General features: G+C 69.7%; 27 protein-coding genes. 9 read left to right on the top strand and 18 right to left on the bottom strand.

Annotated features, from left to right (window positions below):
* Positions 1-274: 274 nt before the first annotated feature.
* From ABD156_RS13430 to ctaD, 4 genes are all read right to left on the bottom strand, one after another.
* Positions 275-679, bottom strand: coding sequence for an OsmC family protein (locus ABD156_RS13430; RefSeq protein ID WP_344271578.1), 405 nt, complete (start codon positions 677-679; stop codon positions 275-277).
* Between the two features lie 51 nt (positions 680-730).
* Complete coding sequence (locus tag ABD156_RS13425) at positions 731-1,504, bottom strand: peptidyl-tRNA hydrolase (RefSeq protein WP_344271575.1); 774 nt, start codon at positions 1,502-1,504, stop codon at positions 731-733.
* Positions 1,501-2,730 (bottom strand): phosphoserine phosphatase SerB, encoded by a 1,230-nt coding sequence (gene serB / locus ABD156_RS13420; protein ID WP_344271572.1) that lies wholly within the window; start codon positions 2,728-2,730, stop codon positions 1,501-1,503. Before serB ends, ABD156_RS13425 begins: the two co-directional genes overlap by 4 nt.
* A gap of 419 nt (positions 2,731-3,149) precedes the next feature.
* Positions 3,150-4,922: an aa3-type cytochrome oxidase subunit I gene (gene ctaD, locus ABD156_RS13415; protein WP_344271569.1), complete on the bottom strand. Its 1,773-nt coding sequence runs from the start codon at positions 4,920-4,922 to the stop codon at positions 3,150-3,152.
* Between the two features lie 135 nt (positions 4,923-5,057).
* On the opposite strand from ctaD, the gene ABD156_RS13410 reads away from it, so the two are divergent.
* Positions 5,058-5,888 (top strand): phosphotransferase enzyme family protein, encoded by an 831-nt coding sequence (locus tag ABD156_RS13410; protein ID WP_344271566.1) that lies wholly within the window; start codon positions 5,058-5,060, stop codon positions 5,886-5,888.
* On the opposite strand, the gene ABD156_RS13405 is transcribed toward ABD156_RS13410, so the two are convergent.
* A complete protein-coding gene (locus ABD156_RS13405) occupies positions 5,881-6,618 on the bottom strand; it encodes an alpha/beta fold hydrolase (protein ID WP_344271563.1) in 738 nt (245 codons plus the stop codon). The two genes, ABD156_RS13410 and ABD156_RS13405, sit on opposite strands and share 8 nt — an antisense overlap.
* A 50-nt stretch (positions 6,619-6,668) precedes the next feature.
* On the opposite strand from ABD156_RS13405, the gene ABD156_RS13400 reads away from it, so the two are divergent.
* Positions 6,669-7,193, top strand: coding sequence for a GNAT family N-acetyltransferase (locus tag ABD156_RS13400; protein ID WP_344271560.1), 525 nt, complete (start codon positions 6,669-6,671; stop codon positions 7,191-7,193).
* 81 nt (positions 7,194-7,274) lie between these two features.
* Here ABD156_RS13400 and ABD156_RS13395 read toward each other — a convergent pair whose 3' ends face one another.
* Positions 7,275-8,681: an MFS transporter gene (locus ABD156_RS13395; RefSeq protein WP_344271557.1), complete on the bottom strand. Its 1,407-nt coding sequence runs from the start codon at positions 8,679-8,681 to the stop codon at positions 7,275-7,277.
* Positions 8,682-8,746: 65 nt separating this feature from the next.
* Here ABD156_RS13395 and ABD156_RS13390 point away from each other — a divergent pair, with 65 nt between their 5' ends.
* Positions 8,747-9,241, top strand: a complete 495-nt coding sequence (locus ABD156_RS13390) for a CGNR zinc finger domain-containing protein (protein WP_344271554.1) — start codon at positions 8,747-8,749, stop codon at positions 9,239-9,241.
* A 10-nt stretch (positions 9,242-9,251) separates the two neighbouring features.
* On the opposite strand, the gene ABD156_RS13385 is transcribed toward ABD156_RS13390, so the two are convergent.
* Together ABD156_RS13385 and ABD156_RS13380 are read right to left on the bottom strand one after the other, a co-directional pair.
* Positions 9,252-9,557 (bottom strand): hypothetical protein, encoded by a 306-nt coding sequence (locus ABD156_RS13385; protein WP_344271551.1) that lies wholly within the window; start codon positions 9,555-9,557, stop codon positions 9,252-9,254.
* A 171-nt stretch (positions 9,558-9,728) separates the two neighbouring features.
* Complete coding sequence (locus ABD156_RS13380) at positions 9,729-10,853, bottom strand: alkaline phosphatase family protein (RefSeq protein WP_344271548.1); 1,125 nt, start codon at positions 10,851-10,853, stop codon at positions 9,729-9,731.
* A 45-nt stretch (positions 10,854-10,898) separates the two neighbouring features.
* Between ABD156_RS13380 and ABD156_RS13375 the strand changes: the two genes are divergently transcribed.
* Positions 10,899-11,102, top strand: coding sequence for an FmdB family zinc ribbon protein (locus ABD156_RS13375; RefSeq protein ID WP_344271545.1), 204 nt, complete (start codon positions 10,899-10,901; stop codon positions 11,100-11,102).
* Positions 11,103-11,157: 55 nt separating this feature from the next.
* On the opposite strand, the gene ABD156_RS13370 is transcribed toward ABD156_RS13375, so the two are convergent.
* Positions 11,158-12,270, bottom strand: a complete 1,113-nt coding sequence (locus tag ABD156_RS13370) for a trans-sulfuration enzyme family protein (RefSeq protein ID WP_344271542.1) — start codon at positions 12,268-12,270, stop codon at positions 11,158-11,160.
* 59 nt (positions 12,271-12,329) lie between these two features.
* Between ABD156_RS13370 and ABD156_RS13365 the strand changes: the two genes are divergently transcribed.
* Both ABD156_RS13365 and ABD156_RS13360 read left to right on the top strand, forming a co-directional pair.
* Positions 12,330-12,845 carry an Lrp/AsnC family transcriptional regulator gene (locus tag ABD156_RS13365; protein ID WP_037815315.1) on the top strand — a complete coding sequence of 172 codons (516 nt, stop codon included), beginning with the start codon at positions 12,330-12,332 and terminating at the stop codon, positions 12,843-12,845.
* Positions 12,846-12,863: 18 nt separating this feature from the next.
* The gene (locus ABD156_RS13360) at positions 12,864-13,298 is read left to right on the top strand and encodes a GNAT family N-acetyltransferase (protein WP_344271537.1); all 435 of its coding nucleotides are present in this window, start codon (positions 12,864-12,866) and stop codon (positions 13,296-13,298) included.
* Here ABD156_RS13360 and ABD156_RS13355 read toward each other — a convergent pair.
* The 7 genes from ABD156_RS13355 to ABD156_RS13325 all read right to left on the bottom strand — a co-directional run bounded on the left by ABD156_RS13355 (position 13,292) and on the right by ABD156_RS13325 (position 20,596).
* Positions 13,292-15,058: a 3-hydroxyacyl-CoA dehydrogenase family protein gene (locus ABD156_RS13355; RefSeq protein WP_344271534.1), complete on the bottom strand. Its 1,767-nt coding sequence runs from the start codon at positions 15,056-15,058 to the stop codon at positions 13,292-13,294. The two genes, ABD156_RS13360 and ABD156_RS13355, sit on opposite strands and share 7 nt — an antisense overlap.
* 116 nt (positions 15,059-15,174) lie before the next feature.
* Positions 15,175-15,861: a dihydroxyacetone kinase phosphoryl donor subunit DhaM gene (gene dhaM / locus ABD156_RS13350; protein ID WP_344271530.1), complete on the bottom strand. Its 687-nt coding sequence runs from the start codon at positions 15,859-15,861 to the stop codon at positions 15,175-15,177.
* On the bottom strand, positions 15,858-16,481 hold the full coding sequence (gene dhaL, locus ABD156_RS13345; protein WP_344271528.1) for a dihydroxyacetone kinase subunit DhaL: 624 nt from the start codon (positions 16,479-16,481) through the stop codon (positions 15,858-15,860). The genes dhaM and dhaL overlap by 4 nt, the downstream gene beginning before the upstream one ends.
* Positions 16,481-17,482, bottom strand: a complete 1,002-nt coding sequence (gene dhaK / locus ABD156_RS13340) for a dihydroxyacetone kinase subunit DhaK (protein ID WP_344271525.1) — start codon at positions 17,480-17,482, stop codon at positions 16,481-16,483. Before dhaK ends, dhaL begins: the two co-directional genes overlap by 1 nt.
* Positions 17,483-17,560: 78 nt before the next feature.
* On the bottom strand, positions 17,561-18,565 hold the full coding sequence (locus ABD156_RS13335; protein WP_344271523.1) for a DUF3558 domain-containing protein: 1,005 nt from the start codon (positions 18,563-18,565) through the stop codon (positions 17,561-17,563).
* Positions 18,566-18,612: 47 nt separating this feature from the next.
* A complete protein-coding gene (locus ABD156_RS13330; protein WP_116203183.1) occupies positions 18,613-18,888 on the bottom strand; it encodes a hypothetical protein in 276 nt (91 codons plus the stop codon).
* 10 nt (positions 18,889-18,898) lie between these two features.
* Entirely contained in the window at positions 18,899-20,596 is a 1,698-nt protein-coding gene (locus ABD156_RS13325; protein WP_344272323.1) for a sodium:solute symporter family protein, read from the bottom strand.
* Between the two features lie 288 nt (positions 20,597-20,884).
* Between ABD156_RS13325 and ABD156_RS13320 the strand changes: the two genes are divergently transcribed.
* A complete protein-coding gene (locus tag ABD156_RS13320; RefSeq protein WP_344271516.1) occupies positions 20,885-21,310 on the top strand; it encodes a hypothetical protein in 426 nt (141 codons plus the stop codon).
* A gap of 16 nt (positions 21,311-21,326) precedes the next feature.
* On the opposite strand, the gene ABD156_RS13315 is transcribed toward ABD156_RS13320, so the two are convergent.
* Positions 21,327-22,043, bottom strand: coding sequence for a TetR/AcrR family transcriptional regulator (locus ABD156_RS13315; protein WP_344271513.1), 717 nt, complete (start codon positions 22,041-22,043; stop codon positions 21,327-21,329).
* 89 nt (positions 22,044-22,132) lie between these two features.
* Between ABD156_RS13315 and ABD156_RS13310 the strand changes: the two genes are divergently transcribed.
* Positions 22,133-22,717, top strand: coding sequence for a flavodoxin family protein (locus tag ABD156_RS13310; RefSeq protein WP_344271510.1), 585 nt, complete (start codon positions 22,133-22,135; stop codon positions 22,715-22,717).
* Positions 22,718-22,803: 86 nt separating this feature from the next.
* Here ABD156_RS13310 and nucS read toward each other — a convergent pair whose 3' ends face one another.
* Positions 22,804-23,463 carry an endonuclease NucS gene (gene nucS / locus ABD156_RS13305; protein ID WP_344271507.1) on the bottom strand — a complete coding sequence of 220 codons (660 nt, stop codon included), beginning with the start codon at positions 23,461-23,463 and terminating at the stop codon, positions 22,804-22,806.
* Positions 23,464-23,565: 102 nt separating this feature from the next.
* On the opposite strand from nucS, the gene ABD156_RS13300 reads away from it, so the two are divergent.
* Positions 23,566-24,105 carry an NUDIX domain-containing protein gene (locus ABD156_RS13300; RefSeq protein ID WP_344271504.1) on the top strand — a complete coding sequence of 180 codons (540 nt, stop codon included), beginning with the start codon at positions 23,566-23,568 and terminating at the stop codon, positions 24,103-24,105.
* Positions 24,106-24,346: the final 241 nt, after the last annotated feature.

Raw genomic sequence — 24,346 nt, 5'->3', positions numbered from 1 at the left:
TTGCCGACGCTTTCGCTGCTGCGGCTTTCGCTGACCACGGTCCCAGTCGGAAGCGCTTGCTGGGCAAGGGTTGGCGAGCCGCGGCTTCGATAGATCCGGCTACCGCAGCTCGACGAGCCGAATTGCCACTACCGTCGCCACGACGCTCGGCGATCGCACCGCCCGAACCGCCCACCGCGGCTCGACAACCACACCACGCGAACCACCGCCGCGTCAGCTCAGCAACCCCGCCCGCCGCCGCGACTCGCCGACTCACCGCAAGAACCGTCGCGGCTCAAGCGGTCGGGAAAGTCTCCGTCACCGGAATGGCCTTCTTCAGCGTCCGGCTCACCGTGCACAACCGCTCGATCGCCCGGTCCACCGCACCGGCCAGCGCCTCTCGCTGGGCCTCGTCCAGGCCCGAGACGTCGACGTCGAACGCGACGTGCACCGCGTCCAGTTCCGAGGCTCCCTCGCGCCGGTCGGCCGTCACCGCGACGCGGAACTTCGAGTCCTCGCCCACCCGCCGCGTGATCAGCTGCTCCGCCGTCACCGCGGAGCAGCCCGCGGCCGCGATCTGCAGGAGTTCCGCCGGGGAGAAGGCACCCTCCGCGCCAGCCCGGCCCAACCGCACCTCCGCGCCGCGCTCGTTGCGGCCGACGAAGCTGTGCGTGCCTTCTCGCTGTACTTCCAAGGTCATCGGAGACGCCTTTCCACCCGTCGAATCACTGCATTGGCGCAACCGCGCGGGTCACGCCGATGTTCCGGGCTGCTGCGCCAGCACGGTGATCGTGCCGGGGTCGACCTCGGTGAAGCCCGCGTCCCGGACGGCGATCACGCGGTTGTCGCGCCAGCCCGCCTCCGGGTCGTCGACCGGGCACAGTTCCTTCCACCGTGCCGGGCTGGGCGTGCGGACCGCGACGCGGTAGTCCTTCGCCGCCCACGCCGCCAGTTCGTCGTCCGGCAGCAGCGACGCGAGGATCATCGTGGCGTGCCCGACCTGCGCGGACGCCTTGCCGACGGTCATCGGGACGTCCGGGTTCAGCATCAGCAGCGGAACGTCGGCCGGGGCCGGGCCGGGGGTGTCGGCGGGCAGTTCGCTGCCGGAGATCTGCAGCCGCGAGACCTCTTTCGGGGCCTCCTTCACACGCCCGGGCACGAGTGCCCGCGCCTGCGCGCCGTCGACCTCGATGGTGATTCCCGGCAGGTCGAGCACCGCCTGCCAGTGCGCGCCGCGAGCCCGGCGCGCGACTTTCCGGATGCGATTGTCGAGCCACGCCTGCACCGGCTCGGCCCATTCGCCGCCGGGCTCGACGCGTTCGTCCAGGCACACCGCCAGCGCCGCCGCGGCGGCCGCTTCGAGCAGCGCCGTCCGGCCGGGCGGTTCGGCGCGTTCGATCCGCAGGATGATCGGCATCGCGCGGACCTCGTCCGGGTCCTCATAGGAGGTGTCCGCGGTGTCCTCGGCGGGGAGGCCGAGCCACGAGGCGTACCGGCTGCGCAGCGGTTCGAGCAGAGGGTTCACGGGCGGGCCAATTCGAGTCCGTCGGCCGCGTCCGCCGCCTCGACCTCGGCGCGCGTGACGCCGAGGACGAACAGCACCGCGTCGAGGTACGGGTGCGAGAGCGCGGTGTCGGCGACCTCGCGCAGCGCGGGCTTGGCGTTGAACGCGACGCCCATGCCAGCCGCGGCGAGCATGTCGATGTCGTTCGCCCCGTCGCCGACCGCGACGCACGCGCCCAGCGGAATCCCGTACTCGCCGGCGAACCGGCGCAGCGCGGTCGCCTTGCCCGCGCGGTCCACGATGTCGCCGACGACGCGGCCGGTGAGCTTGCCGTCGACGACCTCCAGTTCGTTGGCCGCCGCGAAATCGAGGCCGAGATCGTCCACGAGATGGTCGATGACCTGGGTGAACCCGCCGGACACGACGCCGCAGCGGAAACCCATGCGCTTGAGCGTCCGGACGGTCGTGCGCGCGCCCGGAGTCAGCTCCAGCTTCGCCGCGACCTCGTCCATCACGCCGGCGGGCAGCCCGGCCAGCAGCGAGACGCGCCGTTCCAGCGACTCCGCGAAGTTCAGCTCGCCGCGCATCGCGGCCTCGGTGATCTCGCGGACCTGCTCCTCGACCCCGGCGTACGCGCCGAGCATCTCGATGACCTCGCCCTGCACGAGCGTGGAATCGACGTCGAAGACCACCAGCCGCTTCGCCCGGCGCGTGATTCCCGCGCGCTCGACGGCGATGTCAATGTTGGCCTCGGGCGCCGCGTCGGCCAGCATCGACCGGAGCTCGGCGTCGGCCGCTTCGCTGTCTTCGCGCACCGAGACGTACAGCTCGAGCCCGGTCACCGGGTAGTCGGCGACGCTGCGGATCGAGTCGATGTTCGCCCCGACGCCCGCCAGCCGCCGCGCGATCTCGGAGAACGCCCGCGCCGTCACCGGACGCCCGAGCAGGACGAGCACGTGCGACGAATCGCGCCGGCCGAGCGCGAACGGATCCGCGCCGATCGCGTCGCCGATCCGGACCTCGACCTCCATGCCGACGGTCGCCATCGCCTGCTCGACAGACTCCTGGAGCCCCTCCGGGTCGCGGTAGACGCCGGCGAGCACGCCGAGCACGAGCTGCCCGCGGATGACCACCTGCTCGATGTCGAGCACGTCCACGTCGTGCCGCGTGAGCACGGCGAACAGCACGGACGAGACCCCGGGCTTGTCCGGACCGGTCGTGGTGATGAGGACGGGAGTCTGGCTCACTGGTTCGGTATCCCTCGTTCGTCTCGGCACCGACGCTTAGGCCACGGCGAGTCGGCACGCCCAGTCTGGCCTCCAGCGGCGGCGGGCAGAACGCCCCCGTGCCGCGCTTCACACCGCGGGTGCCACTAACGGGCGATGTGCGGGGCTGAGAGCCGGGTTAAGGCGTGTGCTGCCGTGGGAGGTCGGGGCGGAGGACCACAGCTGTGGATGGCGGTCTCGGCGAAGGGCAGCCGGGCCGTCCCAGGGTGCGGCCCAGCGGCGCGGGATGGGGCGGCGCAGCGAGCAGCGAGTGGCCGGCGCGTCGGGTCAGCACCGCCGCCCACACGCCTCGACAGCCCCTCTCCGGCACGAAAAACGGCGCGTGCCCGGCCGAGAAAATCCTCGACCGGGCACGCGCCGTACGACTGTTCCGAGCGTCGTTACTGCTCGCTCGCGTTGTCCTTGCTGTGGTCGCCCGGCATGGTGGCGTCCACGAGCTTCTGCGACGGGGCCGCGACGTGCTTGGCCTTGCCGAAGAAGCCGATCTCGCCTTCCGCGTGCAGGCGTTCGACCATGTGCGGGTAGTGCAGCTCGAACGCGGGGCGCTCGGAGCGGATGCGGGGCAGTTCGGTGAAGTTGTGCCGCGGCGGCGGGCAGGACGTGGCCCACTCGAGCGAGTTGCCGTAGCCCCACGGGTCGTCGACCGTGACGATTTCGCCGTACCGGTAGCTCTTGAACACGTTCCAGATGAACGGCAGCGTGGACGCCCCGAGGATGTACGCGCCGATCGTGGAGATCGTGTTCAGCGTGGTGAACCCGTCGCTGGCCAGGTAGTCCGCGTAGCGCCGCGGCATGCCTTCCGCGCCCAGCCAGTGCTGCACCAGGAACGTGGTGTGGAAGCCGATGAACGTGGTCCAGAAGTGCCACTTCCCGAGCTTCTCGTCCATCATCCGGCCGGTGATCTTCGGGAACCAGAAGTAGATCCCGGCGAAGGTCGCGAACACGATCGTGCCGTAGAGGACGTAGTGGAAGTGCGCCACCACGAAGTAGCTGTCCGACACGTGGAAGTCGATCGCCGGAGCGGCCAGCATGATGCCGGTCAGACCGCCGAAGAGGAACGTGACGATGAAGCCCATCGAGAAGATCATCGGCGTCTCGAAGGACAGCTGGCCCTTCCACATCGTGCCGATCCAGTTGAAGAACTTCACGCCGGTCGGGACCGCGATGAGGAACGTCATGAAGGAGAAGAACGGCAGCAGGACCGCGCCGGTCGCGTACATGTGGTGCGCCCACACCGCCACCGACAGCGCCGCGATCGACAGCGTCGCGAAGACCAGGCCCTTGTAGCCGAACACCGGCTTGCGGCTGAAGACCGGGAAGATCTCCGACACGATCCCGAAGAACGGCAGCGCGACGATGTAGACCTCTGGATGGCCGAAGAACCAGAACAGGTGCTGCCACAGGATCACCCCGCCGTTGGCCGGGTCGAACACGTGGGCGCCGAGATGCCGGTCCGCCAGCAGGCCGAACAGGGCCGCGGTGAGGATCGGGAACGCGAGCAGGATCAGGATGCTCGTGATCAGGATGTTCCAGGTGAAGATCGGCATCCGGTACATCGTCATGCCGGGCGCGCGCAGGCAGACCACCGTGGTGATCATGTTGACCGCGCCGAGGATGGTGCCGAGACCGGACACCGCGAGGCCGGCGATCCACAGGTCGGCTCCGACGCCGGGCGAGTGGATGGCGTCCGACAGCGGCGTGTAGGCGAACCAGCCGAAGTCGGCGGCGCCGCCGGGCGTCAGGAAGCCGGACAGCACGATCAGGCTGCCGAACAGGAACAGCCAGTAGGAGAACGCGTTCAGCCGCGGGAACGCCACGTCGGGCGAGCCGATCTGCAGCGGCAGGATGAAGTTCGCGAACCCGAACAGGCTCGGCGTCGCGTACAGCAGCAGCATCACCGTGCCGTGCATGGTGAACAGCTGGTTGTACTGCTCCTGCGACAGGAACTGCTGCCCCGGCTGGGCGAGCTCCGTCCGGATGAGCATGGCCATCGCGCCGCCGATCATGAAGAAGGCGAACGACGAGACCAGATACATGATCCCGATCTGCTTGTGGTCCGTCGTGCGGAACAACCGCAGCAGGTACGAACCCTTTGCCGTCTCGCGCGCGGGATACGGGCGCGTTGCGATCGGCTTGGGGGCTACGGCCGTCACTCCTGCCTCCAACACTGCAACCTTGTGGTGGTCAACTTCGGGGCGCTCGGGCTCAGGCGGGCCTGATCCGGGCGGTTAAGGGGATCGTAGCCCTCGGTACCGACAGTCGCTCGCACCGGCTGGTTAGATCACCGCGTGACCGACTCGTACCGCGCCGCGGCGGTCTCCTCCGCGCTCGCCGCCGGCCGCCGGTTCGGCCTCCCCACCGGCTCCGCGCGGGTGCTGCACGAGCGCTCGAACGTGCTGGTGAGGATGGGTCCGGTCGTGGCGCGGGTCCCGGCCACCACCCGGTTGCTGCGGCCGGACGCGACCGCCTGGCTCGAGCGGGACGTCGCCCTTTCGGCCTACCTCACCGAACGTGGTGTGCGCGTCGTCTCACCGGCCGCGGATCCCCCGGCCGGACCGCATTTCGCCGAAGGCCTGCCGGTCACGCTCTGGCACTGGACCCCGCACGATCCGGACCATCGGCACGGGCCGGACGAGACCGCCCGATCGCTCGCCCGGGTCCATGCCGCGTTGCGCGACTACCCGGGCGAACTGCCCTCCCGCGGCCCGGTCGGCGAACTTCTGGACACCGTCTCCCGCAACGGTTCGCTGCTGGACGGCTTCGCCGGCCGGATCCGCGCGGAAACCGAACGGCTCGCGGCGCTGCTGCCGTCCGGCCCGGTCCAGGCCCTGCACGGCGACGCCCATCCCGGCAACCTCATCGAGACCGCCGACGGTCCGTGCTGGCTCGACTTCGAGGACACCTGGCGCGGACCACTCGAATGGGACCTGGCGATCCTCGCGCGACAGGGCGGGCCGGAGTTCCTCGCCGCGTACCCGGGCGAAGCCGACGAAGCCGTTCTCGCGACGTGTACGCAGCTTCGCGCGCTCTTCGCGGTGGCGTGGCGCTTCTTGATCGCACAGCGTTTCCCACACCGCCTCGCCGAAGCGCGCGCCGCAGCCGTCGAGTACTTCAGCTGACCCAGCCGAGGATCGCTTCGACCACGCCTGCCGGGTCCTCCAGCGGCGTCAGGTGCCCGACGTCGGGAAGGACCGCGAGAGTCGCGTCGGGCAGCGCATCGACCATGGTGTTGGCGGCGTCGAGCGGCGTGATCGCGTCCCGCTCCCCCACGATGACGAGCGCCGGGACGTCGGTTTCGCGCAGCAGGTCAACGGAATCGGGCCGGGTGCGCATCGCCCGCGCGGCCCAGGCGACTCCGGACGGCGGCTGCGCGTCGATCAATTCGCGCACGCGCGCGCGGACGTCGGCGGACGCGGTGTCGGCGAGCAGGTTCGGCAGGTTCGCGTCGGCCAGCCAGTCTTTGACGCCCTCGGCCTCCGCGCGGTTCGCGACGTCGAGCCTGGTCTGCGCGGCTTCGGGGGTGTCGGCGGTGGCTTTGGTGTCGATGAGGACCAGTCCCCCGACGCGCTCGGGAGCCAGCCGCAGGACGGCCAGCGCCAGGTAGCCGCCCATCGAACAGCCGCCGAGAACCACCTGATCGAGTTCGAGCTTGTCGAGGAGCGCGACGACGTCCCTGGCGGCGTCGGCGAGATCCGGCTCGGCTTCGGTCTCCGGCAACGGGCTCCGGCCGAGACCGCGCTGGTCGGGCGTGATGACCCGGAGGCGTTCCGCCAGGGGCGCGCGGACCGGGTCCCACATGCGGGCGTCGAGCGGGAAGGCGTGCAGGAGCACCAACGGCAGTTCGGTCATGGCGGAGATTGTCGCCGTTGTCGCTTCGGTTTTTGTCGGACCCCGTCGTTATGGTCGGGGGCGTGACAGAGATCGTGACGGAAAGGCTGGTGCTGCGGCACTTCGTGGAGACCGACCGGCAGGCAGTGGTGGAGATCCAGAGCGACCCGGAGACGAACCGGTACAACCCGCGTCCGCCGGACACCGCGACCACCCTGGTGATGTTCGACAGCTGGCTCGAGCACTGGGCGGAGTTCGGCTACGGCTACCTGGCGGTCCGGGAGCGGGGCAGGCCGGAATCCGCGGACGGGTCGGACGTGATCGGCATGGCCGGAGTGCGCAACCGGGAGTTCCGGGGCGAGAAGGTGCTGAACCTGGCGTACCGCTTCCGGCCGTCGGCGTGGGGGAAGGGCTACGCGGCGGAGGCGGCGCGGGCGTCGGTGGAGTGGGCGGAGCGGGAGATTCCGGCGATTCCGGTGCTGATCAGCGTGGCGGTGACGAACACGCCGTCGCTGCGGGTGGTGGAGAAGCTGGGGTTCACGGAGTACGTGCAAGAGGAGTACGAGGGGGCGGTTTCGCGGCATTTTCGGCGGTGAGGGGCGGGCCCGGGCAAAGCCGCGGACCGCTGCCGCAGTCCGCTCACCGGCTTGACGCGCTGGAACTCGCCGCCGGACAGGTCACCCGTCGCTGCGGCGGTTCGTGTTGTCCCGCAACAACCATCCGCCGACGAGACCGCTCACTGCCGCGATCACGCCGCACAGCAGCAACACCAGCAACAGCCCGTGCGTCGCCCCTTCGCTCCCCTCGTCTCGGGTCGCGTAGACCGCTCCGGACACCGCGATTCCGAGCGCCAGCCCGAGTTGCCGGGAACTGTTCGCGGCCGCACCGGCCGTGCCGCCGTATTCCGCGGGCACCGACGCGATCGCGACCGCCGGGAAGACCGGGGACACGATGCCCGCGCCGATTCCGGTCAGGATCAGCGCCGGCAGCAGGGCGATCCAGGTCGGACTGAGCAGCACGGCGACCGCGGTCAGGCAACCGAGGCCGAGCAACGCCGTCGCGCCGCCCAGCACCCGGCCCGGCGACCTGGTGTGCAGCCGTCCGCTGATCAGCGCCGACACCACGACGAACACCACCACCTGCAGCGCCAGCACCGCCGACGTCGCCGCCGGACTCAGGCCGGTCGCGTTCTGCAGCCACAGCGAAATCACTGGCAGCGCACCGAATCCGGCGAAGTAGTAGCTGAACGCGACGAGCAGTACGCCGACGAACCGGCGCGTCGCGAACAAACTGGTCGGCACCATCGGCGCGCCGCTACGGCGTTCCACCACCGCGAACGCCGCGATGGCAACCACTGTCACCAGGTATCCGATCACCGCGCCGGCGGAAAGCCATCCGCGATCGCCGCCGGTGATGACGGAGTAAGCGAGGCCCGTCGCGGCGAGCGAGAACGTGCCGATGCCCGGATAGTCAACGCCTCGGCCGCGCGCTCGCGGGCTTTCCTTCAACGACGTCGCCGCCATGATGATCGCGACGAGGCACAGGGGCAGGGAGACAAAGAAAATCCACCGCCAGCCGAGCAACTGCGCGAGCACGCCCCCGGAGAAAGTGCCCACCGCGCTGGCCACTCCGGCGACCGTCCCCCAGATCGCGAACGCCCGGGCCCGGTCGCGGCCTTCGTAGGTCAGCCCGACCAGCGGCAGGATTGTCGCGAACATCGCCGCGCCCGCGACGCCCTGCACGAGCCGCGCGGCGATCAGCTCGCCCGGCGTTCCGGCCAGGCCGCAGACGAGCGTCGCGAGGGAGAACAGGACCAGCCCGGCGAGGTAGACGCGCTTGCGGCCGAGCAGGTCGCTCAGCGAACCGAAGCCCAGCAGCAGTCCGGCGAGCGCGACGGTGAAGACGTCCACGATCCATTGCAGCTGGCCGTATCCCGCGCCGAGTTCCGTCCCGATCGCGGGCAGCGCAACAGTGACGATGCTGGTGTAGACCAGCAGCAGAAACGTCCCCACACACGCGGCGATCAACGGAACCCAGGACGGCGCGGCGACCGAGGGTTCGGCGCGACTCGTCAAATGAGACATGCCCACGATCGTGATGTAATGGTCTTATGCCACACAACTCTTACCACCGGAGTTACCTCAAGTTTGTGACCGGCCTCGCCAACGACCGTCCCGCGAACCTCGCCGACCTGGTCGAACGCTGGGACGAGCCGGAGATGGGCCCGGTCCCGCCGGTCGCCGGCGAGGACTTTCCCGAGGTGTGCGCTTTTCTCGACCGGTGGATCGAGGTCGTCGACGCCACGGACGAGACGGAACGGGTGCGGCTGCTGAACGCCCTGCTGGCCGAGGCCGCCGCCTACCCGAGGATCACCGAGCACGACGGCTACAGCTGGCACCTGCACTACCGGGACGACGGGATGCGCCTGCCCGCGGTGCTGCGCGCGGTCACCTCGGTGGCGGCGGCGCAGTACCTGACCTCGACCAGCCTGCACCGCCTCGGCCGCTGCGCCGCGGCGGAATGCCGCCGCGCGTTCGTCGACTTCACTCGCAGCGGGACGCAGCGCTACTGCACGCACGCCTGCGTCAACCGCGACGCGGTCCGGCGGCACCGCGCGCGGCGGAAAGAAGCCCTTTCGCGGTAACGGTTTCCCCTCACCAACGCCGGTTCGGCCGACGCCGGGCCCGAGCCTCCCAGCAGGGTCGATGCCAATGCCTGCGATCCGCGACGCCGCCGGTCTCGTCCGCGGGCCAGACGACCAGGTGCGGGACGCCGGGGCGGATCTCGTGGTCGCAGCCGGGACAGCGGTAGGTCTTGGCGGCCTGCGAGCCGGGGACGGTGCGCACCAGCCAGTCCCCGTCGGGACCGGATTCGCTGCGAGCCCAGCCGCTGACCGCACCGGCGTCCGGCCGCTCGCCGGAATCGGGACGGCCTCGGCCGGGTCGATTGCGTCTGGGCACGCAGCCACGGTAACTGGGCGTCGGCGGGGCGGCTCACCAGGTGGGACCTGCGTTGTCCCGAAGGAATAGTCCCTGCTGAGCGGCGCGCCCGGGAACCGTCACGCGAATCAAACTTCGTGATCACCCGCCTGACCCGCGCAGCCGCGCCCCAAGCCAAGCCACGGAGCGAAATCAGCCCCGCGCGATCGCCAGCGGGACCAGCTGTTCCGCCGACGTCAGCGAACCGTGCTGGCCCACCAGATTCGACTCCACCGCCTCGGCCAGTTCGCGGACCATGCCGAACGTTCCGGTCGCCGCCGCGACGACGTCGCCGATCCGCGGGCGCACCCGGTCGCTCACCGCGGCGCCGAACCAGCCTGCCGCGATCGCCTCGTCGCGCGGCAGGACCCAGGCCCGCGAGCCCAGCACCTCGCGCCACGCCGCCACGACATCCGCCGTCGCGCCGGGTTCCGTGTAGACGTGCCGCGCACGGACTTCGCCGCCGAAAGCACGGACTCCCGACAGCAGCGCCGGAGTGTCCTCCAGGTTCAGTTTCTCCTCGACGGTCACCATTCCGTGGTCCGCCACCACCGCCAGCACCGCACCGGCGGGCAGTCCGTCCACAATGGACTCCACCAGGCGGTCGACGTGCCGGAGTTGCATCCGCCAGGCCGTCGAGCCGGGGCCGTACAGGTGGCCCAGCAGGTCTAATTCACTGTGGTAGGCATAGCAAAACGACCGCGAAGCCAGTACGTCCAAGGTCCGCGCGGCCAGGTCGCCCAGTGCGTGGACGCCGGCGTAGCGGGCTCCGCTTTGGGTCGCTTGAGTCAAGGCTGTGTTGGCGAAATGCGCCGAAGACACCACCGCGGCCTCGATTCCCGCGGCGGCGGCGCGTTCGAAGGTCGTCGGCAGGGGTTGAACTTCGCGTGGGGGCAGCGTGCCTCGCAGGTCGCTGCCGTCGTCGTGGGAGCGCCAGCGCAGGGCGTTCATCACGCCGGCGCCGGGGATCTCGAAGGTGTAGCCGACCATGCCGTGCTCGCCGGACGCCAAGCCGGTGCCGATCGCGGCGACGCCGGCCGCGGTGGTCGACGGGAAGCCGACTCGCAGGGGGCTGCTGGCCAATTCGGTGAGGACGGGGGCGTCCGCGGCGTGCTGGGCGAGCAGTTCCCAGCCGAGGCCGTCGATGAGGAGCACGCAGGCGCTGCGGGCTTCGGGCAACGCCAGGCCGCCGTCCTCGCCGGGCACGCCCAGCGCGCCGAGCAGGGCGGGAACGACCTGGCCGAGGTGCGGAACATCCGCGTACTGGGGCACATCCACCCGGACAGCTTCCCACCAACGCGGCCCGCCAGCGATAATCAAGCCATGCCCACCTACGCCTACCGCTGCCGCGACTGCACCGAGACGTTCGAACTCCAGCGCCCGATGGCCGAGTCGAGCGCGCCCGCCCCTTGCCCGGAAGGTCATCTGGACACGGTCAAGCTGCTCACCACCGTCGCGCTCACCGGCTCGGCCTCCGCGCCCGCACCGGCCGGCGGAGGTTGCTGCGGAGGCGGTTGCTGCAGCTGATCGGCGCCGAGCCGGGCCGTGGCATCCGCCCGCAGCCCGACCGGCACCGAACCGTTCAGCAGCCCTTCAAAGCCTGATCCAGATCAAGCCACAGGTCCTCGACGTCCTCCAGCCCGGCCGAAAGCCGCAGCAAACCGTGGGTGATGCCGGAGCCCGTGCGGTCGTCCTCCGCGACAATCCGGTGCGTCAGCGAAGCCGGGTGCTGGATCAGCGTGTCGACGCTGCCCAGGCTCACCGCGGGCGTGATCAGCCGGACTGCGCCGATCACCGCGTGCGGGTCGCCGGTCACCTCGAAGGCCACGAGGGGGCCGCCCAGTTTCGGATAGTGCACGGCGCTCACCGACGGGTGGGAGGCTAGCCGCGACGCCAAGACGGCGGCGGTTTCCGAAGCGGCCTTGACGCGCAGCGGGAGCGTCGAAAGGCCGCGCAGCAGCAGGTATCCGGCGAGCGGGTGCAGCACGCCACCGGTGGCGAAGCGCAGGGAACGCAGGCGCGCGGCTTCCTCCGCGTCGCAGGCCACGATGCCGCCCATGACGTCGCCGTGGCCGCCCAGGAACTTTGTCGCGCTGTGCAGCACCATTCGGGCGCCGAGGCGGCCGGGGCGCTGCAGAACCGGCGTCGCGAAGGTGTTGTCGACCAGGACCGGGACGTCGCCGCACGCGGCGGTCAGCGCGGCGATGTCCAGTTCGCTCAAGGTCGGGTTCGCCGGCGTCTCCACGAAGACCAGGCCGGTGTCGGGGCGCACTGCCTCGGCGACGTCCTCGGGGGCGGTCCAGGTGACCTCGGTGCCCAGCAGTCCGGTGGTCAGCAGGTGATCGGTGCAGCCATACAGCGGGCGGACGCCGACGATGTGGCGTTTTCCTTGCGACACAGCGGAAAGCAGGCACGCCGAAACCGCCGCCATGCCGCTGGCGAAAGCCACGGCGTGCTCGAAGCCTTCGAGTTCCGCCAAGGCCTGCTCGAACCGTTCGACGGTCGGGTTGCCGATCCGGCCGTAGATGCCGGTGACGTTCCCGCCCGCGGCGAACTCGTCGATCCGGCGGGCCTCCTCGGCGCTGTCGCGCGCGGGGTAGGTCGTGGAGAAATCGAGCGGGACGGCGTGCAGGCCGAGGTCGGCGAGATCGTCGCGACCGGCGTGGACGGCTCGGGTGCTCAGGGCGGAAGTCATGGCAGTCACGGTCGGACAAACGCCGGTCGCAAAGCAATACACTCGGATAAGATTCAGGGATGTCCGAAACAGTCGAACTCAGTCCGGTTGATCTTGAGATTCTGCGGGTGCTGCAGAACGATGCCCGGACGTCGAACAAGGAGCTGGCGGCGGCGGTCGGGCTCGCACCGTCCACCTGCCTGGACCGGGTGGCGCGGCTTCGCGAGACCGGCGTGATCACCGGTCAGCACGCCAAGGTCGACGCGGCGAAGGTGGGCCGTCCGCTGGAGGCGTTCCTGTTCGTGCAGGTCCGGCCGCATCGACGGCCGCTGGTGGAGCAGTTCGTCGAACATCTGCTGGCGCTGCCGGAAATCCGCGCGGTCTACCACCTGACCGGACCGGACGACTTCCTCGCGCACGTCGCCACCACCTCGGCCGCCGAATTGCAACGGCTGGTGCTGGACGAACTCACCTCCCGCGACGAGGTCGCCCGCGTGCACACGAATCTCGTCTTCCAGCAGTGGCAGGGCGGCCCGCTGCTGCCGCCGGACGGCGAACCCGCCCAGGGCGCGCGCATCCGGCGGCGCGACCGGTGATCAGCGCAAGATAGACCTGTGCAGATCAGCCTCCTGACCGAATCCGACCGCGCCGCCTGGGAAACCCTCGCCCGCGGCAAAGACGCCTACTTCGACGTCGAGCGCACCGACGACAGCTACGACCGGACCTGGCGCCGCCTGCTCGACGACGACCGGATCCGCGGGGTCGCCGCCAAGCTGGACGGCGCGATGGTCGGCATCGCGCACTACCTGTTCCACGCCAGCATCTGGTACTCCGGGAAGTGCTACCTCGCCGACCTGTTCGTGTCCGAGGACGTCCGGCGCAAGGGCGTCGCGACAGCGCTGATCGAGTGGGTCGCCCGCGACGCCGACGAGCACGGTTTTCCGTCGCTCTACTGGAATACCCTCGAGGACGCCCCGGCCCGCGCGCTTTACGACCGGGTGGGCAAATTCCACGACGGCTTCATTCTCTACACGTACAAACGTCAGTAGTCCTTGAAGCCCTTGCCGGTCTTGCGTCCCAATCGCCCGGCCGTCACCAGGTGCTCCAGCAACGGCGCTGGAGCAAAACCTTCTTCGCGGAACTCGTTGAACAGCGTCCGCTCGATCGCCAGCGACACGTCCAGCCCGACCACGTCCAGCAATTCGAACGGCCCCATCGGCAACCCGCAGCCGACCTTCATCGCGGTGTCGATGTCGTCCGCCGACGCGTAATGCGCCTCCAGCATTTTCACCGCGTCGTTGAGATACGGGAACAGCAACGCGTTCACGATGAATCCGGCTCGGTCGCCGCACTGCACCGGATGTTTCCCGACCGCCGCGCACACGGCCGTCGCGGTCGCGGTGACGTCCGGGGCGGTCGCGATCGTCGACACCACTTCCACCAGTTTCATCACCGGCGCCGGGTTGAAGAAGTGCAGGCCGACCACATCGCCGGGCCGCGAAGTCGCCGCCGCGCATTCGATGACCGGCAGCGAGGACGTCGTGGTCGCGAGCACCGCGCCCGGCCGGACGACCTCGTCCAAGGCCGAAAACACCGCCTGCTTAACGGAAAGCTCCTCGGCCACCGCCTCGACCACCAGGTCGACCTCGGCCAGTTCTTCGAATTCCGTCACCGGACGGATGCGACCGAGCGCGGCAGCAGCGTCCTCTTCGGACAGTTTGCCCTTCACCACGGCCTTGTCGAGCGACTTCTTCACCTTCGCCACCGACGCTTGCGCCTTCTCCATGCTCCGCGCCCGCAGCACGACCTCGAAACCGCGCTTGGCGAACACTTCCGCAATTCCGGTGGCCATTGTCCCGGTGCCGATCACGCCGACGGAGCGCACTTCGCGAGCCATCGAAGAGTCCACTTCGGACGAAGCAACCGAATCCACCACGACTGGCGAATCCGGCGCGTCGTAGGCGTAGAAACCGTGCCCGCTCTTGCGTCCCAGCTGACCCGCGGTGATCATCTGCTTCAGCAGCGGCGCGGGGGCGTGCAGCCGGTTTCGGGATTGATGGTACATCGTGTCGAGGATTTCGTACGCGGTGTCCAGCCCGATCAAATCGAGCAGCGCGAGCGGGCCCATCGGGTAGCCGCAGCCGAATCGCATTGCCGCGTCGAGATCTTCGCGAGTCGCGTAACGCTGCTCGTACATCCGCACCGCGTGGTTGAGATAGCCGAACAACAGCGCGTTCGCGATGAACCCGGCCCGGTCGCCCATCACCACCGGCGATTTGCCCAGCCGCTGCGCGAATTCCACCACGTCGGACACCACGTCCGGCTCGGTTACCACCGTGCGCACGACCTCGACCAGTTTCAGCACCGGAGCCGGGTTGAAGAAGTGCATCCCGACGACCTTGCCCGGCCGCGCGGTGTGCACGCCGATCTCGGTGATCGACAGCGACGAGGTATTGGACGCGAACACCACGTCCGGCCGCGTCACCTGGTCCAACTGGGTGAACACCTCGGCCTTCGCCGCGAGGTTCTCCGGGATCGCCTCGATCACCAGGTCCACTTCGGACAGATCGGCGAGCGAGGTGGTGGCGCGGATCCGGCCCAGCAGCGCCTCCCGGCCCGCCTCGTCGAGCTTCCCGCCCGCGAGCGCCCGTTCGGTCGAATGCCGCAGGTGGCCGAGGCCGCGTTCGACGCCCGCCTCGTCCAGTTCCACCGCGACCACGTCGAGCCCGCTGCGGGCGAGCACCTCCGCGATGCCCGCGCCCATCGTGCCAAGACCGACCACACCGACCGTCGAGATTTCCCGTGCCACAAGGCCTCCAGAGGTTACCCGCTGGTAATTGCCGCTCACTGTGCCACGCGAGCCCCTCGAAAGCACATCGGAATCGAGTCAGTCCGAGCGAAGTCACCCGGTCGGAAACCCGCAGGTCACTCCCCGAAGTTCGCCTCCACCAGCTCGGCCACCTTCGCGACCGCCTCGGTCGCCTGCAGTCCGCGGGCCCGCACCACGATCCGGTCGCCTTGGCGCGCGCCGAGCGACATCAGCGCCAGCACGCTGTGCGCGTCCGCCTCCTGCTCGCCCAGCCGGATCGACACCTCGGCCTCGAATTCGGCAAGGCTGCGCACCACGACCGCGGCCGGGCGCGCGTGCAGGCCGACGTCGTTGGTCAGCGTGAATTCCTTCTCCACCACGCCTTCCTCGCCGGCCGCCGACAGCTCCACCGCGGCCAGATCGGGCGCGACCCCGGCACTCGCCGCGGCCTCGCCCACCGCCTTGGCGTCCGCGCCGCCCTGCGCCGCGACGGCCGCCGCCACCGCGCCTTCCACCAGCGGTGCGTCGACCACCACCGCGGCGGACGGGTCGGCCAGCGACTCCACCGCCAGCTCGGCGGTCATCTGCGCGCTGCCGAGGTCGTAGAGCAGCACCACGCCGTCGCCGGAATCGGCGCGCTGGGTGGCGGCGACGACCTCGTCGTAGTCGGTGCCGATGCCGCCGCCGTCGGGCAGCCCGCCCGCCGGGACGATCCGGACGTCCGGGGCCATCTGCGCGGCCAGTTCGGCCAGTCCTTCGGCCAGTTTCGCGCTGTGCGACACAAGAACGATTCCGACGGTCACCGGGCCGCCTCCGCGAACGCGCGCAGCAACAGCGCCGTCGAACGGGCGCCCGGATCCATGTGCCCGACCGCGCGTTCCCCGAGGTACGAGGCGCGGCCCTTGCGCGGCACCAAGTCCACAGTGGACTCCGCACCGCGATCGGCCCCGTCGGCCGCCGCGGTGAGCACGTCGGCGATCGTGCCGTCGGCCGCGCCTTCGGCCGCAGAGATGGCCGGGATCAGCGCGTCGACCATCGTCGCGTCGCCGCCCACCGCCTTGCCGCGCGCCTGCACGCCTTCCAAAGCCGCGCGCAACGCGTCCAGCAGCAGCGGCACGTCGATCTCCGCCGCGTCGCCGAGCTTCGCCGACGCGCGCAGGAAAGCCGTGCCGTAAAGCGGTCCGGCCGCCCCACCGACCTTGGAAATCAGTGTGGTGGCAGCGAGTTTCACCACCCCGGCCGGCGTTTCCGGCACCGCGGTTTCCAATGCGGAGACGATCGCGGTGAAGCCCCGGCTGAGGTTCTCGCCGTGGTCCGCGTCGCCGATCGCGCGGTCGAGGTCCACCAGTTCGGTGCGGTGCTCGGCGATCACTTCGGCGGCGGCGCGCAACGCGGCCGCGACCCCTTCGGCAGAGCAGGCCATCAGATCCCCCACCGCAGGGCGGGCGTGCGCACCGGCGCGTCCCACAGCTGCGTAAGCTCGTCGTCCAATTTCAGCAGGGTCAGGCTGATGCCCTGCATTTCCAGGCTCGTGATGTACGGCCCGACCAGCCTGCGCTCGACCAGGATCCCGCGCTCGGCCAGCAGCCGCTCGGCGATCCCGTGCGCGAGGTACAGCTCCAGTTGCGGCGTGCCGCCCATCGAGTTGGTGAACAGCAGCACCTTGTCGCCGGATTCGAACGGCAGGTCGGACACCACCGCCTCGACCATCCGGGCGACCAGCGCGTCGGCCGGTTCGGCCGGGATCCGCTCGCGGCCGGGCTCGCCGTGGATGCCGATGCCGAACTCGATCTCGTCCGGACCGAGGTCGAAACTCGGCTCGCCCGCGTGCGGAACGGTCGGCGCGGACAGCGCCACCCCGATCGACCGGACCTGCCCGATCACCTTGCGCGCCAACGCTTCCACCGCGTCCAGCGAATCGCCGCGCTCGGCCGCCGCGCCGGTGATCTTCTCCAGCAGCACGGTGCCGCCGACGCCGCGCCGCCCGGCGGTGAACGTGGAGTCCTTGACCGCCACGTCGTCGTCGATGACCACGCTGCGCACGTCCAGGTCCTCGGCCGCGGCCAGTTCGGCGGCGGTCTCGAAGTTCAGCACGTCGCCGGTGTAGTTCTTCACGATCAGCAGCGCCCCGGCCGGACCGGTGGTGGCGGCGATCGCGCCCTGCACCGCGTCCGGGGTCGGCGAGGTGAACACCGGCCCGGGCACCGCGGCGTCGAGCATCCCCGGCCCGACGAACCCGCCGTGCAGCGGTTCGTGCCCGGACCCGCCGCCGGAGACCACCGCGACCTTGCCCGCCACCGGCGCGTCCGCGCGCACGACCAGCGCCGGGTCGTCGCGCACGCGCAGCAGGTCCGCGTGCGCGACCGCGAGCCCTCTCAGCGATTCGGCGACAACGGCCGCCGGATCGTTGATGATCTTCTTCATGGCGGACCTCCGGCACCTCGGCGTCGTGGACGGACCCAACCTATGAGGTCGCCGGGCCCGCCGCAAAGCGCCCCCTGGTCACGCCTTGGGCAGTTTCCCGGCCAGCTGCTTGGCCAGCCCGGAGGTCTTGCCGCACGGGTCGTCCTTGTCCGCCTGCGCGTCGGAGTTCGTGTACTCCAGCTGGACGACCTCGACGCGGTCTTCCTTCCACTGCCGGTGCTGCCATTTGACCTGGCAGCTCGACCCCGAGGTGCCCTGCTTCGCGTACGCCTGGTTCGGCGTGCCGACGTCGGTCTTCAGCCAGCCGTCGCCCTCGCTCGGCGCGACGCCGGGGAACATCGTCACCCGGACGCTCGGGATGAGCCCCCAGTCGCACGAGTGCAGCCCGGACGCCCGCGGCTTCCCGCCCTTCACGACGCCGTCCACCGCGGCCGCGTCGAGCACAGTGCACGGGTCGACCGCCAGCAGCGAGCCCGGGCCGGGCGTGTACTTCTGCGGGTTGTTGTGCAGCTTCTCGACCGCTGTCGCGACGAGTTTGCGGCCGGCCGCGCAGGCGTCGCCGCCGGTGTAGTCGATCCGGAAGGAGACCCCGAAGGACGGGTTCCGCGCGGTGAGCGCGCTGACCACGCAGCCGGACCCGCCGCCGAGGTCGGGCACCTCGACCTGCGGCAGCCCGCCGACGGCGCCGGTGGTCTTGTCCGAAGCGAACGTCACGATGCCGCCGACCTCGACGCTCGCGCGGATTTCCTTGCCGCCCGGGTCGTTCGCCTTGGCGACGCAGGAGTCGAACTGCGTGCTCGACGCCGTCGCCTCGCCCTGCATCGTGCCGAGCGGGCCCATCGCGGTCTTGTCCACGAACTGGCACGGCAGCAGGTCGCGCAGGACGGCGGGGGCGACCGCGGGATCGGTGATGGGGCCGGAAGTCGCGGCGCCGTCCCCGGCGGCGGGGACGGTCGTGCGCGCGAAGTTCTCCTTGCCCAGATTCGGGCCGCCGCACGCGGACATCGCGGTCGCCGCGACGATGCCCGCGGCGACCAGGGCGGACAACTTCAGGAACCGGCCGAACCGGCGATCGTGCACCACGTCCGGCAACCTAGCCTGCGAGGTCGCCGGACGTGGTCGCAACCCGGTTATTCGGCGGGTGACTCTTCTGTCGTTTCCGCGGACGGCGGCACGACCAGCGGCCGCAGCACCGCCCACAGCACGAACAACGCGGTCACCACCAGCAGGCCGATGCCCGACCAGAGGTTGATGTTCACGTCGGCGGCCTTCTTCAGATCGGCGTCGCTGGTGAACCCGGCGCCCATGATCGTGAGGATCACGCCGTAGACGCCGAGCAGCAGCGCGATGATCAGCCGGATGTCGAAGGCGCCCGCCTTGTGCGGCCGCGAGGTTTTCTCGGTCATGCGGGCCTCCTCAGAAGATGATGTTGAGGGCGATGGTGATCACGAGGACGATGCCGGCCAGCAGGCCCGGCTTGCGGTACCAGCCCGCGTTCTCGCCGGTGTTGTCGTGCTTGAGCGCGTCACGCGGCGTGAGCGAGTAGACCAGGCCGACCAGCTGCGCGTCCGGCTTCGGCTGAGTGGCCAGCGAAACCCCGATGCTCACCACGATGTCGACGACGAACGCGGTGCCCGCCGCCACGAAGCTGGTGCCCTGCCCGGCGAGGGAGAGCACGTCCAGCTGCGAGAGCGCCCAGATGGTGATCGCCGACGCGGTACCCGCCACCAGGCCGATCCACCCGGCGGCCGCGGTCATCCGCTTCCAGAACATGCCGAGGATGAACGTGGCGAACAGCGGCGCGTTGAAGAACGAGAACAGGTCCTGCAGGTAGGTCAGGATGTTCGCGGACTGCGACGCGACGAACGCGGTGCCGATGGCGAGCACCGTCGCGACGACCGTGGTCTTGCGGCCGAGGTTCAGGTAGTAGCCGTCCGGCTTGTCCTTCTTCACGTACGTCTGCCAGATGTCGTACGTGAAGACGGTGTTGAAGGAGCTGAGGTTCGCCGCCATGCCCGCCATGAACGACGCGAGCAGACCGGCGATCGCGATGCCGAGGATGCCGTTGGGCAGCAGGTCGCGCATCAGCAGCAGGAGCGCGTTGTTCGCGGTGACCCCGCTCGTGGCCGGTTTGTCCGCGAGCAGAAGTCCCTTGTCCTGCAAGTACTCCGGCACCACGACGCCGGCGATCATGCCCGGGATGATGACGATGAACGGCACCAGCATCTTCGGGAACGCGCCGATGATCGGCGTGCGCCGCGCGGCCGACATGCTCTTCGACGCCATCGCGCGCTGGACCTCGACGAAGTTCGTCGTCCAGTACCCGAAGGACAGCACGAAGCCGAGACCGAACACGATGCCGAGGACGGACAGGAAGTTGTTGCCGAAGCCGGTCAGGTTGTCGCCCGGCCAGGAGTGCAGCTGCGCGGTGCCGCCGGGGCTGTGCGTGATCTTGTCGACCAGGCCCTGCCAGCCGCCGACCTTGACCAGGCCGACGATGGTGAGCGGCAGCAGCGCCACGACGATCACGAAGAACTGCAGCACCTCGTTGTAGATCGCGGCGGACAGCCCGCCCAGCGCGGTGTAGCCGAGCACGATGGCGGCGGCGATCACGATCGACACCCACAGCGGCCAGCCCAGCAGCAGGTTCACGACGCTGGCCAGCAGGAACAGGTTCGCGCCCGCGATGAGGATCTGCGCCGCGGCGAAGCTGATGCCGTTGACCAGATGCGCGGTCGGCCCGAACCGGCGGCGCATGAACTCGGGCACGCTGCGGACCTTGGAGCCGTAGTAGAACGGCATCATCACCAGGCCGAGGAACAGCATCGCCGGGATGGCGCCGATCCAGAAGTAATGGACCGTCGGCAGGCCGTAGAGGACGCCGTTGGCGGACATGCCCATGACCTCGACCGCGCCGAGGTTCGCGGAAATGAACGCCAGGCCGGTGACCCACGCGGGCAGCGACCGGCCGGAAAGCAGGAAGTCGAGACTGCTCGACACCTGCCTTCGGGCGAGAGCGCCGATACCGAGCACCAGGACGAAATAGAACGCCAACTCGATGTAGTCGATCGGACTCGCGTCGAGCCGCAAGTTCGCGTCGGCGAGGAACGGCACCCCTGCCACCTCCGAATCAAACATTCTCACACAGAAAACACCATCGTTCCTGTCAGACCGGCACAGTACTGCATGGATTCCGAACAGGCACCCCGACACCGCGGTTTTTCACCAACCTGCCGCTGACCTGTGCATTCCGCGTGCCCGGAAGCACCGGTGTTGAGTCCTGTCGCTTCGCCCGCCAACCCCTCACCATCGGGACAGATTCACCCGTTCCGGGAGGGTTCCGCCGGGCTGGCCCCTAGGCTCCTGGCACCGTCGGCCGCCTTCGGAAAGGACCTCGCCGCGATGACCGGCCCCGCGATCCCCATGCCCGGACGGCTCCGCGCCGCGCTCGCGCTCGCGTTCCTGCAGGTGCTCATGAACGGCGTGTTCGGCGCGTCCGCCCAACTGCAGATCGCCAAGCAGCGGAGCGGCGGCGAGGAGCCGTTTTCGATCCTGTACGCGATCACGTGCTTGTACTACGTCTTCGCCGCGGGCCTGCTGATGTCCTGGATCGCGATCTTGTTCGGCTACGGCTGGGGCCGATGGTCGCTGCTGGCGTTCGAAGCGCTGTCCGCGATCGGCGGCCTGGCCAACCTGGCGGGCGGCAGCCTGGCGGCAGCGGCGGGTTTGGTGCTGGCCGGACTGGTGGTGACGACCTTGTTCCGCGCGGAAACGCAGGCGTGGCTGGACGCGAAGGCCGCTCAGCGCCGAGCCGGATCGACGATCTGACGGATCCCGTCCGTCGTCATCGGCTGGCCTTGCCGAGCCGGGCGAGCCATTCGCGGAGCAGTCCGGCCTCGAAGACACTGAAACCCGCGTCGGTCACCGGGTCGGCGTCGCCGGCGGGAGCGACGATTCCGAGCAAAGCCTCCGCACGGTCGGCGATCGGGGAAGCGTCGACGGGTGCTTTTTGCTCAGTCAGCGCGTTGAGCACGATGTCGCGCAACGGCCGGATCAACTCGACGTCCCGCGCTTCTTCCGGCTGGGCCAGCAGGAGCAGGACGGCGCCGGTCGTGGACGCCTCGATGGCGACCGCGGCCGCCTCGACCGACGTCCGGAGCAGGCCTCGCGCGTTGGCGCGTTCGAGCATGCCGCGCAGGATGGCCCGGTTTTCCGCGGCTGCCGCGGGCTGCCGGCCCGGCCGGACGCTTCCGTACATCAGCGTGTAGATCGCGGGATTGGCCAGCCCGAACGCGACGTGCACGTCCCAGCCGCGGCGCAGGTCGTCGATCGGGTCGTCGGCGGGTTCGAACGCGCGCTTCTCCGCGAGGTAGCTCTCGAACCCGAAGGTGGCCACGGCGTCGAGGAGCCCGTCCTTGTCCGCGAAAAGCCGGTACAGCGTGGGCGTTTGCACTCCCGCCGCCGTCGCGACAGCCCGGGTGGACAGCCCCGCCGCCCCGGCCGAGGCCAGCAATTTCACCGCTTCGCTCAGGATGCGCTCGCGCTGGTCCTCCACTGCCATGTGCCGACGATAACAGATTCCTGTTGACGTTGACACTGACGCTGTCACGGTAATAGCGTTATCAGCGTCAACAGCGAAAGGATCCGCTCATGTCCTCCGTTCACGTCGCGATCGCTTACTACTCCGGATACGGGCACACGCTCGAGCTCGCGAAGGCCGTCGCCGCCGGTGCCGAATCAGTGCCCGGGGCTCGCGCCGACCTGGTCGACGTCGCCGAAATGTCCGACGCGAAGTGGGAAACCCTCGACGTCAGCGACGCGATCATCTTCGGCACCCCGACCTACATGGGCTCGGCGTCCGGGGCGTTCCACGCGTTCGCCGAGGCGACCTCGAAGCGCTGGATGAGCCAGCGCTGGCTGGACAAACTCGCGTCCGGATTCACCAACTCCGGCTCGATGAGCGGCGACAAACTGCACACGCTGCAGTACCTCGCGCTGCTCGCCGCGCAGCACGGCATGCACTGGGTCAGCCTCGGCCTGATGCCCGGCTGGAACACCACCACCAGCAGCGAACACGACGACAACCGGCTCGGCTTCTACCTCGGCGCGGGCGCGCAAACCTGGAACGACCAGGGCCCGGACGCCGTCCACGCCGCGGACCTCACCACGGCGCGCCACCTCGGAGCGCGGGTCGCGACCCAGGCTCTGCGGTACCAGGAGCCGATCGCTTCCTAGCCGTCGTCAGCCCGGAACCGGTTGCCGCGAAACGAAGTGGCGGCGAGGGGATGCGCTCCGGAGCACGGGCTGAGCGGCGAAGACGATCAGAACAGCCGGAACTCGTCCGAATCCGTGCCGCGCAACGCGTCGTAGTCCAGGACGACGCAGCGGATCCCGCGGTCCTCGGCGAGGACGCGCGCCTGCGGCTTGATCACCTGCGCCGCGAACACGCCCTGCACCGGAGCGAGCAGCGGGTCGCGGTTGAGGAGTTCGAGGTACCGGGTCAACTGCTCGACGCCGTCGATTTCGCCGCGGCGCTTGATTTCCACCGCGACCGAACCGCCGCTGGCGTCGCGCGCCATGATGTCGACCGGGCCGATCGCGGTCGGGTATTCGCGGCGGACCAGGGTGTAGCCGTCGCCGAGGGTTTTGATGTGCTCGGCGAGCAGTTCCTGCAGGTGCGCTTCCACGCCGTCCTTCTGCAGGCCGGGGTCGACGCCGAGTTCGTGCTTCGAATCGTGCATGACCTCGGCGAGCGTGATGACGAGCTTCTCGCCTGCCTTGTTCTGGACCGTCCAGATGTCCGGGTCCTCGATCAGCCAGCACGGCGGCGACATCCAGTTCAGCGGCTTGTACGAGCCGCCGTCGGAGTGCACGAGCACCGAACCGTCGGCCTTGACCATCAGGACGCGGTTGGCCATCGGGAGATGCGCGGTCAGCCTGCCGACGTAGTCGACCTGGCACCGGGCGACGACGAGCCTCATCGGATCCGCCCCGCACGGAGCGGGCTGGCGAAACCGGCCGGAGAGGTGGGGAGCACGAGACGCACCCGCCGAGGGTAGGACAGTCTCGGTGATACTGGCGAGGTGGACCCCATTCAGCGTGTCGCGACCCGCGAGGTGTATCGGAACAACTGGATGACGGTGCGAGAGGACGCCATCCGCCGCGCCGACGGCAGCGACGGCATCTACGGCGTCGTCGACAAACCGACCTACGCACTGGTCATCCCCCTGGACGGCGACCGGCTGCACCTGGTCGAGCAATTCCGGTACCCGCTCGGGATGCGGCGGTGGGAATTCCCGCAGGGCACCGCGCCCGATCTCGCCGAGACCCCGCCCGCCGAGCTGGCCCAGCGGGAGCTGCGGGAGGAGACCGGATTGCGGGCGTCGGCGTTCACGGAACTGGGGATGCTCGACGTCGCGCCGGGCTTGGCGAGCCAGCGCGGGCACGTGTATCTCGCGACCGGGCTCACCGAGGGCGCGCCGGAGCGGGAACTGGAAGAGCAGGACATGCGGACGGCGTGGTTCAGCCGGACGGAGGTGGAGAAGATGATCTCCACCGGGGAAATCTCAGACGCGCAGTCGGTGGCGGCGTACACGTTGCTACTGCTGCACGAACGCCGCTGACCGCTTTACGGCACCGGGCCGCCGCTGGTGCCCCAATGCCACATTGGGTGCGTCAGATGCACCCAATGTGGCGTTCGGTGCGTTCAGCGCACCCAATGCCACATTGGGGTTTTCTCAGCGGTGCGGTGTGTGGCGGGTTCGTTGTAGCGGTGGCTGGCCAGGGATGCGGAGCACCGCCGGGCCGCGTGGCTCGGTTCCTGCCGAAAGTCCGTGAGGGGAACCCTGAGGGACTCTGAGTCCC

Source organism: Amycolatopsis albidoflavus (genome assembly GCF_039525725.1).
Lineage (GTDB): Bacteria > Actinomycetota > Actinomycetes > Mycobacteriales > Pseudonocardiaceae > Amycolatopsis > Amycolatopsis albidoflava.
This window is presented reverse-complemented; position numbering and strand designations above follow the sequence as displayed.